We start from the raw sequence: 12950 nt of genomic DNA on the forward strand, positions 1-12950 counted from the left end.
AACAATCACTGCACCGACGACGATCTCGGGTGCCGCGAAGACACAGAGGGCCACGACTGCGGGAGCGGCTGCATCCGCGTAGGCGACAGCGCATCTTTTGGTGACATCCCGAAACCTGACCCTGTCCCGATCGAGAGCGTGAAAGCACCGCTCCGCAAGGATCGGCCATTCGTTGGAGGCTTCCCGCACCACGCAATGCCCGTCATCCGTCCAGGGGAACTGCGCCGCCCGCTGAAGGTTGGCGAATCTCGGACTCGGATCCTCTACCTCTCCCGGGCTCGGATCCATCGTTGCGCAGGCTGAGAGCAGGAGCAGAAGCAGGAATGCACTGCAAGTTCGCAAACGCATGGCGACGTCCTATCAATCAAGCGAGGTGCTGCGGGTCAAGGCTACGCCGGTTCTCCGCTGGAGCGTAGCAGCACGCCCGGACAGCGAGAGCCGATGCTCACCGTGAGCCCGCGCGCGTGCTTCGGACGCCCGGCCGCTCAGCTCGGCCAGCCCAACCTGGTCGCCGGACAGGCGAAGAACACCCTCCACCGGCGGCTCACCGCCTGGGCGGCGCCCGACCTGCTTCTCATCGACGAGCTGGGCTACCTCAGCTTCGACGCTCGCGGGGCCGACCTGCTCTACCAAGTCTTCAACAAGCGCTACCAGCGCGCCTCCACCATCGTTACCACCAACCTGCCTTTCAAGGACTGGGGCAAGCTCTTCCACAACAGCGCCGCGGCCTCGGCCATCGCCGACCGCCTCGTCCACAAGGGCCTGCTCGTGCGCATCGCTGGAAAGTCCCGTCGCTCCGATCAGGAAGTCGAGAACGCCGCATGAGCCACCTGCTGCCTACCACCGACCCACTGCTCGCCGCGCCGGAGCTCGCCATCTTGCATGCCTTGGAGACCAGCCTCGCTGCCGCTCAACGCGCGCTCCTCACGGCCTATCCCGAACTGCAGGACGACCTCTGCATCGACAGGCCCCTCCAGCTCAATGGCTCCGGCTGGATCGCGGACGCCATCGTGACGCAAATCACCGGGCTCAGCGCCTCCATCGCCAGGTACCGCCGCGAGTTTGAGCGCGCTCGGCTGGCGCGCCTGCCAGACCGCCCCTTCTGAGCGCGGGCGCTTCATTCCCCCGCTCCCGCAACCAGCCCGCGCCGCGAAGATCGTTCGAGAAGCCCGCAGCCCGCGCCCCAGCGACTGCGGGCTTCTCCGTTTCGGGCTCAGGCGATCTCCGTCGCCGCGATCGCTACGCCGCGCTTCCTCAAGATCGTCTCCAGCGGAGAGCCCCGGATCGTCGGCACGCGAGTTCCAGGCGACGAACCCCACGGCCCTCCGCGCCCCAGGGCTGACCGTGCTCCAGAGAATGCGCCGGAAGAGGCTCAGGCCCGCTCCATCAGAGCGTAGGCGGCGAACATGCCCGGCGGCTGTCGCTGCGGGATGTCCTTGCCCTGTTGTAACATGGCGCGCATTGCCTCTGGGATGACGTAGGGCCTTCCGCGGCGGTCCCCCTCCGCGGCAAGATCGCGCATCTCCTTCACCTTCCACCCATGCGCCGCGAAGAAACCCTGCCAGTCGTCCGGGGCGAATTTCATCGCAGCAGCCGTGACGCGCATCCTTCCCGGCATTGCGTTCCGCGCGCGCATCACCTCCGGCGCGAAGTAGTCGACGATGAGGCCCTGAAACGCCTCGTGGTCCCGCAGGTCGTCGAGCAAGCCGACGACGTCGTTCTCCGTGAGGTACGGCAACAGGCCCTCGGCGAGGACCATGCCGGGCGAGGGGCCCTTGGACACGCGCGACAGGAGCTGCCTCCGCGACGCCGTGTCGAGGAGATCGAGCGGGACCCGTTCGAGCCGACACCGCGGCGTTTCGTTCGCCAAGACCTCGCTCTTGTGAGCGATGACAGGCGCCTGGTCGACTTCCACCCAGGCGAGCGACGGCGGCACGGCCATTCGGTAGGGACGGGTGTCCAGCCCCGCACCGAGATTGATGAGGGTCTGGGTGCCCTGCGCGACGGCCTCTTCGATGAAGCGGTCGATGAGCACCGTTCGCAGCACGGTGCTCCAGCCCGCCGCCTCGCCCAGGTGGGCGACCTTCTCGACCATGGCCCGTCCCGTCTCGCCGGCCAGGCGGGCGGCGAGAGGGTCGTGGAACAACGCATCGGGCCGCGACGACTCCCGGGCGCGAAACCCGGCGGCGAGAAACGCGGTGTCGGCGACGGCATTCATGGGCCGCGGATTGTAATGCAGCGGCAGGCTGGGCTACGAGACCTCACAGTTGGCGTACGTGAAGGAGGCGGCAGGGGTGAGAGCGATTCTAGAGCACCTGGGCTTGCCCACGGCAGGTGCCAGGCGGGTCCCGGCGCGAGGGCCCCCAGGCCGCGGGATGTTGAGGCTCAAGCCGCCCCAGCCAAGAGAGCCAAGCCCCTGCCGCGCACCTGAAGGCAGGGCAGCCTGGGCTGGCGTGTACCCCAAGGTGGCTGCGCCAACCTGTCCACCCCCCAGGCGCACGGCTCAGGCGCCACCTGTCAGCAGCCCTCCTCAGCCCCTTCGCTCCTACCCGCCACCCCTCAACAGCTCTTCCATCCTTCCTATGCGCTCTGGATTTGGTCCAAATTTGGTCCGCCAAGAACCGATTTGGTCCCTAAACGCAAGCGCCGCCCCCGTTCTCAGAGGGCGGCGCGTTGAAAGCGGCGGGTTGCTCGGCTTGGAAGCGGCGGCAATCGAACCCACGTCGGGCGGTGCGAAACCTCTAGCAGAATCGCGCCCTTAGCTTGCAACTGCCCGGAATGATTCGGAGTCGATATCCCGCCGCGTCCCGTCTCGTCCCGTCCTGTCCCAGTACGTTCCGCAGGCTCCTGCGACATACGTGCAACATGACGGAGGCCGCAGCTGTGCAGGTTGGCTCGGCTGCGCAGGGGCACGAGGAGAAATACCGCGTAGGGTCAATTACCCGGTTCGCGGACGACCTCAAGCGGTTCAACCACATCGAAGCGATCTGCGATGAAGGTATCGGCTACCAATCTCACGATGGCCTCCAGTTGCTCGTACGACTGAGGCTCCAAGAAACGCAGAACTCCGCCGGTCCCGAAAAGATACTTGTTCCCGTCGTCCCCGACTTCGGCGTGCTTGGCGAGCCCAGCCGGGAGAACAGTGGTGCCCGGGATACGTGCGCTCGCCTTCTTCAATACGGCGTCCACCTCGGCAGGGGCACAGGGGGGGATAACGAAGACCGTGACCGTTCGGCGATTCGGTGCACGTACAACGCAGCGAAGAATAGTTTCGGGCATGTGGCTCCACGGGCGCTGACGTATGAGGTAGTCCGCAGGTCAGCTGACCTAGTGAGGACGTAACACCCCCGTGAGCAACTCCGCCAAAGAAAACGCTGGTGCTCTGGGCCGAGTTGGGGAGCCTCGACGATGGGCGCCGCGCTGTCGGTGCAGTCCCACCTGGACCGAACTGGGTGCGTCTACTGCTCCGTTACCAGAGCCACGACAAGCCGCAGGATCAGCTTGAGCTGTAACCCTTGGAGGCGTCCCAGCAGGCGCAGCAGGCGCCGCATTTCCGGCGTGTGCGCCAGCTCGGGAGGCACTTCGGGCCGTGCCGCTTCCGGCAGACTGCCCACGGGTGCGAAGCCCATCAGCTCGTGCGGGCCACTTCGCAAGGCCACGCACAGCCGGAACAGCGTGGGCACGCTGGGAAGCATCTTCCCGCGCTCTAGCCGCCCGTAGACCTCTGTTGCCGTGCCGATGCTCTCGGCAACTTCTACCTGAGTCAGCCCCGCGCGCATCCGGGCCGCCCGCACAGCCCTTCCGAGGGTCGCCGCGAGGCGTTGCTCTCGGCGCTTCGCATCCTCCGGAAGAAGGGGGCGCCTCCTGCGGGGCGTTGCCCGAGAGGGGCTCTTTCGAGCCGTTGCCCGAGAGGGGCTCTTTGCGGCCCGTGGTTTGAGGTGGCCTTTCATCGCGGGAACCTCGCGCGCTACGCCAGCACGGGCGAACCCGAGCCGGTCAGCGCATGACAGGAACAGGAGAGAGGAAGCCGGTCAGCTCACCGGGGCCGGTGGTGCGCGCTTCGAGCGGATCGGCTTGTCCCCCCTCCAAGTCAGAGGCAAGCCGATCCCCTCTCGGCGCGACGCCGACACGGGGCTGCGGGGCTGAGTGCTGAGGCAAGAGGCCGAGCGCTACGCAGAGCTACCCGGCGCGGTGGTGATGTGATCAGCCGACAGCTTGCGCGTGGTGGCCTCGGAGTCCTGCGCCGTGGGGCCGCCCACGTCCTTGTGCATGCGGGCCTGCGCCGTCACGCGGCGGACTTCCGCGACAGCTTCGGCGGGGCCGTAGGGAGCCCCCAACGCCGCCAGTGCTTGGCGTAGATCCGCCTCCAAGGCAGCAGCCGACGGGTAGCGGTCCTCCGGGCGCCGCTGGAGCAGCTTCCGGAGGATGGAGCGCAGCGGGGGGAAAACGTCTGCCGTGAGTTCGTCCACCTCCTGTGCCGTGTACGTGGCGGCCCGCAGGATGTAGTCGTCTACTTGCTCGGGCAGTTCCGCAACCGTGGCCGTGGTGTGAGCGGCAAGAACTTGAGCGCGCACCGCTGGCGTCAACGCTGCCTCCAAGTCAGAGGCGCGCAGGGTGGTAGTGCTGTAGAGCCCCCGTGACGTGACAAGCTCCAGCATCACCAAGCCGAGCGCGAACAGGTCCGAGCGCGGGTCCATCGGCTCGCCTAGAAGCGCTTCGGGGGCGCCGTAGTAGGCATCCCCCTGCGGGCGTGGGACCGAGGTAGCCACCCGGCCCGGGAGCAGCGAGCGGGCGAGCGCAAAATCCGTGAGCCTCACCGAGCCGTCCCACCGCAGGTAGATGCGGGCGGGGTTCACGTCGCGATGGATGATGCCCAAGGGGCGGCCCTGCTCGTCTGTGCGCGTGTGCGCGTGGTGTAGAGCGCTCGCCACCTCGGCGCCCACGTGGAGCGCGAAGCCTGCCGACAGGCACACCCCACGCATCATCGCGGCAGTCACGTAGGTGTCCAGCCGCGTGCCTGAGACGCGCTCGGTGAGGACGTAGAGAACGCCTTGGGCCACGGTGCGCCCCAACACGCGGGCGATGTTGGGATGATCCAGATAGACGGCTAGCCGCGCTTCCTCCTCCAGCCGCGCGCGGATCTTGGCGAGAGCTTCGGGATCGTGCTTGGGCGAGGAGGGCGGCAGACTTCGTGCGAGGTAGTTTCCCTCGGGACCGAGCCGGGAGCGCTGCTGAAGGAGGAGCACGGTTTCCCCGTGGTTCGTCGTCTCCAGCTCTCGCACGAACGCATAGGAGAAATCTCCGAGGGTGAAGAGGATCACCACCTCGGGTTTCTGGGGGCCTTTCGCGGTGGCCATGGGATGCAAGCTCCTAGAGGCGCGCGAGCGAGGCGCCGCGCGACAGAGGGAGACACTACCCGGCACATGGGGGCAGGGTGAACGACGGGACAGGTTGGGCAAATTCCCTCAAAAAACGGCGATTTTTCACCTTTGCCGCAGAAATGCACCCGTCCCCGCTCGGAGAGCCCATGCCTAGCGGGGCCGAGCTGGAACTGTGCGACGCGCAGCACCCGGACCGAGCTGGAGCTGTGCGACGCGCGCGGCACTGGGCCGAGCTGGGGGCCACGAACGCACGCGCCACCGGGACCGAGCCTTGGGTACCTGGATGCGCGATCCATCGTTCTTGAGCTGCGCGCAGTATATTGGCGTGAGATTGAATGACCGAGAGGGGAACCCATGGGACTACTAAGCCAGGGAAACTAAATTCGTTCAGAGGGAGGCACTGCGCGTCCTCTGGTACCAAGGCTGGCGAGGGTGCCGCAGTGCGAAGTTCGTGGCGCTCAGGACGGATAGCGCCTTGGCAGTCGGTCCCCTCTGAACGGAATTACCTTCCCCGGCTTAGGCGACCGGCTGATCGCGGATTACTACGGTGTGCGCATCGAGGTTGAGGCGAATGCAACTGGGCTCGGGGGAAGATTTCGTCTCGTCATTGGTGCCGATAAGGCCGATGAAGCGGCCTGTAATGCAGGCAATTCGGTCTCACTACGCGGGCGAGTGAAGCAGGGCGAGTCAGAGAAGCCAGTGGTTGTTGAGGTCAAGCAAGGCTGGCTCGGAACCAAGTACCGTCTCTTGGTCGATGGGAAGGAACACCCCATTCAGAAGGTGAATTGACACGCGCTTGGATCGCTCTGGGCCAAGCTGCGCGCGACGATGGCTGCCACCCTGGCGCATTCCACCGGCCCGAGTTGGAGCTGTCCTTCGCGCGCGCCACCGGCCCGAACTGGACGCGGCGACGGTGGCCGCCGTGCTGACGCACGCTACCGGGGCCGAACTGGAGCTGATCGACGCGCGCAGCTCTGGGGCCGAGCTGGGTGCCTGAACGCGCAGCACCGGGCCGAGCTGGAGCTGTCCGCCGCGCGTGCAGCACCGGGCCGAGCTGGAGCTATCCGCCACGCGCAGCACCGGGCCGAGCTGGAGCTGTCCGCCGCGCGCGGCACCGGCCCGACCTGGCGCCACCCACCGCACGCGGCACCGGGCCGAGCTGGAGCTGTCCGCCGCGCGCGCAGCACCGGGGCCGAGCTGGAGCTGTCCGCCGCGCGCAGGGCCGAGCTGGAGCTGTCCGCCGCGCGCCACTGGGGCCGAGCTGGAGCTGTCCGCCGCGCAGCAGCCGGGCCGAGTTGGAGCTGTCCGAGGCGCCCGAGCTGGAGCTGTCCAAGGCGCGCGCCACCGGGCTGAGCCGGACGCGGCGACGATGGCTGCCGTCCTGGCGCGCGGCACTCGGGCCGAGCTGGAGCCGTCCCACGTGTGCGGCACCCAGGCCGAGCTGGAGCTGTCCGAGGCGCAGCACCGGGCCGAGCTAGCGAGCCTGGACGCGCGCGGCACCCGGGCCGAGCTGGAACTGTCCCGAGCTGGAGCTGTCCCAGGCGCGCAGCACCGGGCCGAGCAGGAGCACTTCGAGGGGCGCCCACGGGCCGAGCTGGGCTCCTGGACGTGCGCGGCACCGGGGCCGAGCTGGAGCTGTCCGAGGCGCAGCACCGGGGCCGAGCTGGAGTGCTGCGAGGGGGCGCCCACTGGCCCGAGCTGGAGCTGTCCGACGCGCGCGCACCGGGCCGAGCTGGTGCGCCTGGACGCGCGCGGCACCGGGGCCGAACTGCGCGCGAACCACCGGGGCCGAGCGGACTATGGGCGCCGCGCGTGCCGACCAACAGCGCCGCAGCGCCCGAGGGCCTACAGGTCGATGAACTCGCAGTCCTTGACAAGGACGTTCATCATCAGCCCACTCACGCGCCCACGCACACCGACCTTTGCGCCCTTGGAAAGAGTCGCGGCCTTCTGAGCTTGGGCATCGTCGAAGAAGCACTGCACCTGCGGGATCTCGAACTCCTTCCCAGTGCCAAGCGTGACGTAGATAGAGTTAGTGATGTCCTTCTTGACGTCCCCAACGATTCCCACCGTCTGGATCATGTGGTCCTTAAAGTTGGAATCCGCGCGCACCTCGTTGTCAGCGTACTCACGCAGCAGCGTTCGGATCTCCACCTTCTGGGCTGCCTCCTTCTGAGCCGCCACGGCTGTTGTCGCGCTCCCGCTTCCCTGAGCTGCCGACGCCGAGCCCCCGCCCTTCGCCCTCATCGCGGCGCCCATGCCCGTGATGCAGGTTCCCAAGAAGCAGAGTGAGAACAGGCCGCCAAAGACGAAGAGCAAAACCTTGGTGACCGACATGCCCTTGGGCACAGGGGCGCCGCACTTCGGGCAGGCTGCCGCATTCGTGGCCACTTCGTTCCCGCACTGCTTGCACTTAACCAGCGCCATTCCGGATCTCCCTTGAAGGTGGGCCAGCCCCGGCACGGACAAGACTTCGCGCTCGGGACATGGCCCGGGCGTTTTAGGTCCTTCGAGTGTTGAGCCGCAAGGAGGACGGATCCGGGGTGCATCTGACCCCTTGCTACGAGCGATTCCCCGAGCCGATCTGCCATTGTCCGACGTGGGATCTGTCCATGGGCCTCTCGCAGGCCATTCCAAGATCGTGGTATATGCCGCAGGCCCACAGCCGAGGGGGTGAGCGCTAATCGGCGTGGGCTCAAACCACTTCAGGAGCAAGAGCCTTGAAACGAGCGGTGTTCGTCCTTCCGTTGCTGTTGCTGATCGCGGGCTGTGAATCGGAGGCAGAGAAGGCGCGCAAGATGGCCGAAGAACGCGCGCGGGCCGACCGTGTTTTGTTCGAGCAGCGGAAGACCGAGGTACTGACGGCCCCCGGGCGGTTCTTGGAAACAAGCGATCTGGCCTACTTCGACAAGGGGATCATCAACGACTATCGCCAGCTTATCGGCGTCAAGGTGACCAATCGGTCGGCTGTGCCCGTGAAGCTGGGCAAGGGGCGGATCGTCTGGCTGACTGACAAGGGGGAAGAACTTGGCTCCTCTCCGCTCACCTTCAAGGGAACGCTAGCCCCAGGCGCTGAAATGAAGTTCTCGACCTCTGACGGCTCCCTCACGAGCGGAACGATCCAGGGGCGCGCCAGCAAAGCGAAGATCGAGTTCACGGAGATCGAAGTCATCGCGTCAGCACAGCTTTAACCTAGCGCTGATCGGCGGGTGCTCCAGCGGGGCCGAGCTGGAGCTGTCCGACTCGCAGCACCGGGCCGAGCTGGGACGCCTGGACGCACGCGGCACCCGGTGCTGTTCGAGTGGCGCCCACCGGCCCGAACTGGAGCTGTCCGACGCGCAGCACCGGGCCGAGCTGGAGCTGTCCGAGGCGCAGTACCCGGGCCGAGCTGGAGCGCTCCGAGGGTGCCCACTGGCCCGAGCTGGAGCGCTCCGAGGGGCGCCCACGGGCCGAGCTGGGGCTGTCCGACGTGCGCAGCACTGGGCCGAACTGGAGCTGTCCGACGCGCAGCACCGGGGCCGAGCTGGAGCGCTTCGAGGAGGCGCTCACTGGCCCGAGCTGGAGCTGTCCGAGGGCGCAGCACCGGGGCCGAGCTGGAGCTGTCCGAGGCGCAGCACCCGGACCGAGCTGGAGCGCTTCGAGGTGGCGTCCACCGGCCCGAGCTGGAGCCGTCCGAGGCGCGCAGCACCGGGGCCGAGCTGGAGCTATCCGACGCGCGGCACCGGGCCGAGCTGGAGCGCTTCGAGGAGGCGCTCACGGGCCGAGTTGGAGCTGTCCGACGCGCGGCACCCGGGCCGAGCTGGAGCGCTTCGAGGGGCGCCCACGGGCCGAGCTGGGGCTGTCCCAGACGCGCAGCATCGGGCCGAGCTGGAGCTGTCCGACCGCAGCACCGGGGCCGAGCTGGAGCGCTCCGAGGGGCGCCCACTGGCCCGAGCTGGAGCGCTCCGAGGCGCCGCACCCGGGCCGAGTTGGAGCTGTCCGAGGCGCAGCACCCGGGCCAAGCTGGAGCGCTTCGAGGTGGCGCTCACTGGCCCGAACTGGAGCTGTCCGACGCGCCGCACCCGGGCTGAGCTGGAGTTGTCCGACGCGCGCACAGCACTCGGGCCGAGCTAGAGCTGTCCGACGCGCTCCACGGCCCGATCCGGGACGCTGTAACTACGACTACCCCTTCAGGGCGCCCAGCTTCTCACGGTTCTCCCGTTGCTGCTGCTTGAAGCGATTGCAGTGCCGTCCTTGGCTCCCTTCGTGACGCCGTGAGGCCCGGAGACAACGCACACCGGCACTTTGGCTTTGCCGGGCAGTTCTACGTGATCGTAGATGGCTCTGATCTCGACCGGCGCACCGTTCTCCTCATCGGTGACGTAGATCCGCCCGTAGAACAGGGTGCCAGGGGGGGCTTTAGGCTGGCGCGTGCCTTCTTCAACGACGCCGGTAATCGGGCCGCCTAGCGTGAACTCGCACCCGCCACGGTCTGGGCATCTCTCGTCGAGCTTGAAAGTGAAATGCTCACGGTCGGGATCCCAGCCGAGCCTTTCCATGGATTCGACCGCGCCGGGCGAACACTCGAACGGCTCGGCCTTCATACGGATGGACGCGCATCCGTTGGTAGCCATGGCAACCGCTATCGGCAGGGCCTTGCACCATGCCGGGAAGCCCGGATCAGTCGGGGCGGGGGCTGCTTTCGGCGCGCGTGCGGCATGGGGGGACTTGAGATCATCGGGTGGCGTGGGCTTCACGGGAGATCCTTCCTTGGGTGCGGTGGCAGACACGGCGGGGGCTGAGTCCTGCGGGGGCGCGGGCACGGGCGCGGACTTCATAGCGGGAAGCGGGCCAGCGGGCGGGACGGTTGGCGCGGTCGCCTCTCTCGGCATGGAGGGCAACGCGGGGGCGGGGCGCTCTCGCGTCAGCCATGCAGCCGCACCGGCAGCCAGCACGACGGCAGCCACCATGCCCGCCAGCGCCAGAGGCTTGCGCCAGTGCTGGCGTGAAGCAGCCACCATGCCCGCCAACGCGCGCGGCTGGAGTCGGCCACGCACGCGGGAGGCGTGCCTGTCCGCCAGTGCCAGAACCCTGCGCCAGCCCCTACGCGTCGCCACTCCGGCAGCCTGCCCGCCTTCGCCGGGCGCGCGCTGCACCGAGGGCGGGTGTGCTTGCGCCGCGTATTCCGGCCCGGGGTGGTCGGCCAGTTCCGCCAACTCGCGCCGCAGTGCCTCGAAGCTCTCGGGCCGTAGTGCGGGCGCGCGCGCTAACAAGCCCTCCACCAGAGCGCTCAAGGCTTGAGGGACTCGCGGGTTCACCTCTCGGGGCGGGGGCAAGTCTAACGCGGCATCCGCGAGCGCGTTCCGGGCCTTGTCCTTGGTGGGCAACGGATCCGTTAGTAGCTCGTGGAGCATCACGCCCACGGCGTAGAGTTCATCCGTCACCTTGAACGCATAGCGCGCCCCTCGCTTGCGGCCCTGCTTGTAGAAGAACTCTTGCGCCTCGGGCGCGCGGTAACGCTCGGTTCCAGGTGGCAGCGGTGTTGTCGTCAATTCCTCGGCGTTCGCGTAGGTGGCGCAGCCCAGATCGATGATCACCGGCTCGCCGTTCTTGCGGATCATCACGTTGGACAACTTCAAGTCTCGGTGAAGCACTCCGCGCCCGTGCATGTACGCGACGGCTCCGGCGATCTTGGCGAACACGCGAGCGATTTCCCGGAACGTTGGGTGCGTGCGCTCTAGCCATTCTCCCAGCGTCCAGCCGTCTACGTACTCCAGGACGCAATAGACGCGCCCATCGGGCAAGTATCCGAAGCCGCGCGGCTTGATGATGTGGGGATGATCCAGGGTCAACAGGATCGCCACCTCGCGCAGCGCGCGTGCGTGCGTCCTGCCGGTGTCGCCGCTCTGCTCTCGGTGCACGGCGACCTTGATCGCGAAAGGCTTGCCGTGCTGCTCGGCGTGGTGAACGGCACCAAAGCCGCCCGTCTTCACGGCCCGGATGATCTGCCACCCGTCAACGAGCGTTCCGGGCTCAAGCTCCACCGCTCCGATCATGGCTTGTGCTCCTTTGCTGGCGGAAGGATCACCGAAGGAATCGAGAAGGAAGGCGCCCCCTCGGGACCGTGAAGGTTCAAGGCGAATCGAAGCCCTGCGCCTGGGGGCGGCACGTCCGCTTCCACGAGTACCCGCACACGCCCTGGCTTGTTGCCCGGTTGCACCTTCACCGCCCGCACGCGCGCCTCTCCGGTCTTGCTCGTCAACGTGGCGCCGGTCGGCCTCCATGTGGAGTGTTCGGGCGGGGGGATGATCTCCACATCCACCAGCACCCAATTTGCCGCGCGGTAGGTCACACCGGGATGGAACTCAAAGCCGCCCGCAGTGGAGGGCACGGTAAGAACCTTCCCGGTCTGGATTCCATCGTCATTAAAGAAGCCGCTTGTAACGGCGTCTGCCGGACTCAGGGCGGCGCATGGCGCGCAGGCCGTCTGACAAGCTGTCTCCGGTTCCTTGGGCCGAGAAACGTTGATGTCCGTGTCTACCTCGGAAGGGTGCGCCACTAGCGCGAACTCGGCCAACGCGGGCGCCTTCCCATCCGCCAACGGGACGCGCAGCGTCCAGCGTTCACCGGGGCGCGGTTCGCTCAAGGGCTCGATGATGATCGAGACCTTGCCCGTGTCCACGATCTTGATCTGGCTCGTGTCCACCTCGACGGCCTCACCCTGGATAGGGACACCAAACACGATCGACGTGCGGAATCCCTGGGCGATGCGTGCCTCTAGGGGCGAGCCTGTCAGGGTGAAGGAGCGGCGGCGCGGCTCGCGCGTGGGCGCCGGTTGGGCTTGGGCCAGTGTTCCGCCGAGCAGAAGGAGCACAAGAGCCAGGGGCGCGGGTGAGAACAAGAGTTGATGACCTCCAAGGTAGGCACCCTAGCAGACGCCGCTCGGGCGTTGTGGGCACTCCTCTGGCCCGGATGGGTCGCGCGTGGGGGAGTGCCTGGCGCCAGCCAGGCCAAGGCAACGCGCCCGCGACTTCCTCCCGCGCCTGCGAGCGCTGGCCCGTGGTCGGCTGACCGCGCTCGGCTGCCCCCAAGCTAGGCGCGTTCGGCGGATCTACACGCCTGCCTGCTCGCGCCGTGGGGCTCCTGGCGCGGATTCCTGCCGTACCTCCGGCGGCGCTGTCCCTGGCGTTGGCGTTTTGGCGCGCGCTAAGGGGTCGCCATGCGTTCGGGAGGCACGGCCCCGGGAAAGGGGCGCCCCACGGCGCCGCAGCGCGGTTTTAGAGTCCCTGGGAGCCGTTCGCGCGGTGCTCCCGCTGGCGCGCTCTCTTGGCTGGTTGGAGACGATCCTCAGGAAGCGCGGCGTAGCGATCGCGGCGACGGAGATCGCTTGATCCCGAAACGAAGAAGCCCGCAGTCGCTGGGGCGCGGGCTGCGGGCTTCTCGGACGATCTTCTCGGCGCGAGCTGGTTGCGGGGCACCGGGGGAATGGAGCGCCCGCATTCAGAATGGGGGGTCGCCCAGACGCGCCTGGCGAGCGCGCTCAAACTCGCGGCGGTACCTGGCGATGGAGACGCAGAGTGCGGCGCTCTG

Annotated in this window: 11 protein-coding genes and 1 pseudogene; 3 read left to right on the forward strand and 9 right to left on the reverse strand. The window is 67.7% G+C overall.

The window, feature by feature from the left end; genetic code table 11:
- Nucleotides 1–348, reverse strand: a pseudogene (locus ACJ8AT_RS05155) (hypothetical protein); the annotation flags it as partial.
- 93 nt (nt 349–441) lie between these two features.
- On the opposite strand from ACJ8AT_RS05155, the gene ACJ8AT_RS05160 reads away from it, so the two are divergent.
- Both ACJ8AT_RS05160 and ACJ8AT_RS05165 read left to right on the forward strand, forming a co-directional pair.
- Complete coding sequence (locus ACJ8AT_RS05160) at nt 442–825, forward strand: ATP-binding protein (RefSeq protein ID WP_407736447.1); 384 nt, start codon at nt 442–444, stop codon at nt 823–825.
- Nucleotides 822–1106, forward strand: a complete 285-nt coding sequence (locus tag ACJ8AT_RS05165; protein WP_407736448.1) for a hypothetical protein — start codon at nt 822–824, stop codon at nt 1104–1106. Before ACJ8AT_RS05160 ends, ACJ8AT_RS05165 begins: the two co-directional genes overlap by 4 nt.
- Nucleotides 1107–1372: 266 nt before the next feature.
- Here ACJ8AT_RS05165 and ACJ8AT_RS05170 read toward each other — a convergent pair whose 3' ends face one another.
- From ACJ8AT_RS05170 to ACJ8AT_RS05190, 5 genes are all read right to left on the reverse strand, one after another.
- On the reverse strand, nt 1373–2218 hold the full coding sequence (locus tag ACJ8AT_RS05170; protein WP_407736449.1) for a class I SAM-dependent methyltransferase: 846 nt from the start codon (nt 2216–2218) through the stop codon (nt 1373–1375).
- A 716-nt stretch (nt 2219–2934) separates the two neighbouring features.
- Nucleotides 2935–3177 (reverse strand): hypothetical protein, encoded by a 243-nt coding sequence (locus tag ACJ8AT_RS05175; RefSeq protein ID WP_407736451.1) that lies wholly within the window; start codon nt 3175–3177, stop codon nt 2935–2937.
- Nucleotides 3178–3458: 281 nt separating this feature from the next.
- Complete coding sequence (locus ACJ8AT_RS05180; RefSeq protein WP_407736453.1) at nt 3459–3950, reverse strand: helix-turn-helix transcriptional regulator; 492 nt, start codon at nt 3948–3950, stop codon at nt 3459–3461.
- A gap of 219 nt (nt 3951–4169) precedes the next feature.
- On the reverse strand, nt 4170–5357 hold the full coding sequence (locus tag ACJ8AT_RS05185; RefSeq protein ID WP_407736455.1) for a serine/threonine-protein kinase: 1188 nt from the start codon (nt 5355–5357) through the stop codon (nt 4170–4172).
- A gap of 1869 nt (nt 5358–7226) precedes the next feature.
- Nucleotides 7227–7808 carry an OB-fold protein gene (locus tag ACJ8AT_RS05190; protein WP_407736456.1) on the reverse strand — a complete coding sequence of 194 codons (582 nt, stop codon included), beginning with the start codon at nt 7806–7808 and terminating at the stop codon, nt 7227–7229.
- Between the two features lie 293 nt (nt 7809–8101).
- Between ACJ8AT_RS05190 and ACJ8AT_RS05195 the strand changes: the two genes are divergently transcribed.
- A complete protein-coding gene (locus ACJ8AT_RS05195; protein ID WP_407736457.1) occupies nt 8102–8572 on the forward strand; it encodes a hypothetical protein in 471 nt (156 codons plus the stop codon).
- A gap of 1 nt (nt 8573) precedes the next feature.
- On the opposite strand, the gene ACJ8AT_RS05200 is transcribed toward ACJ8AT_RS05195, so the two are convergent.
- The 3 genes from ACJ8AT_RS05200 to ACJ8AT_RS05210 all read right to left on the reverse strand — a co-directional run bounded on the left by ACJ8AT_RS05200 (nt 8574) and on the right by ACJ8AT_RS05210 (nt 12234).
- Nucleotides 8574–8930, reverse strand: coding sequence for a hypothetical protein (locus tag ACJ8AT_RS05200; protein WP_407736458.1), 357 nt, complete (start codon nt 8928–8930; stop codon nt 8574–8576).
- Between the two features lie 620 nt (nt 8931–9550).
- On the reverse strand, nt 9551–11416 hold the full coding sequence (locus ACJ8AT_RS05205; RefSeq protein ID WP_407736460.1) for a serine/threonine protein kinase: 1866 nt from the start codon (nt 11414–11416) through the stop codon (nt 9551–9553).
- Nucleotides 11413–12234, reverse strand: a complete 822-nt coding sequence (locus ACJ8AT_RS05210) for a DUF2381 family protein (RefSeq protein ID WP_407736461.1) — start codon at nt 12232–12234, stop codon at nt 11413–11415. Before ACJ8AT_RS05210 ends, ACJ8AT_RS05205 begins: the two co-directional genes overlap by 4 nt.
- Nucleotides 12235–12950 lie beyond the last annotated feature (716 nt).

The sequence above is a fragment of the Hyalangium sp. genome (assembly GCF_045802625.1).
Lineage (GTDB): Bacteria > Myxococcota > Myxococcia > Myxococcales > Myxococcaceae > Hyalangium.

Coding starts and splice junctions, on each gene's coding strand:
- ACJ8AT_RS05160 (WP_407736447.1), top strand. CDS start 442: ATGCTCACCGTGAGCCCGCGCGCGTGCTTCGGACGCCCGGCCGCTCAG.
- ACJ8AT_RS05165 (WP_407736448.1), top strand. CDS start 822: ATGAGCCACCTGCTGCCTACCACCGACCCACTGCTCGCCGCGCCGGAG.
- ACJ8AT_RS05170 (WP_407736449.1), bottom strand. CDS start 2,218: ATGAATGCCGTCGCCGACACCGCGTTTCTCGCCGCCGGGTTTCGCGCC.
- ACJ8AT_RS05180 (WP_407736453.1), bottom strand. CDS start 3,950: ATGAAAGGCCACCTCAAACCACGGGCCGCAAAGAGCCCCTCTCGGGCA.
- ACJ8AT_RS05185 (WP_407736455.1), bottom strand. CDS start 5,357: ATGGCCACCGCGAAAGGCCCCCAGAAACCCGAGGTGGTGATCCTCTTC.
- ACJ8AT_RS05190 (WP_407736456.1), bottom strand. CDS start 7,808: ATGGCGCTGGTTAAGTGCAAGCAGTGCGGGAACGAAGTGGCCACGAAT.
- ACJ8AT_RS05205 (WP_407736460.1), bottom strand. CDS start 11,416: ATGATCGGAGCGGTGGAGCTTGAGCCCGGAACGCTCGTTGACGGGTGG.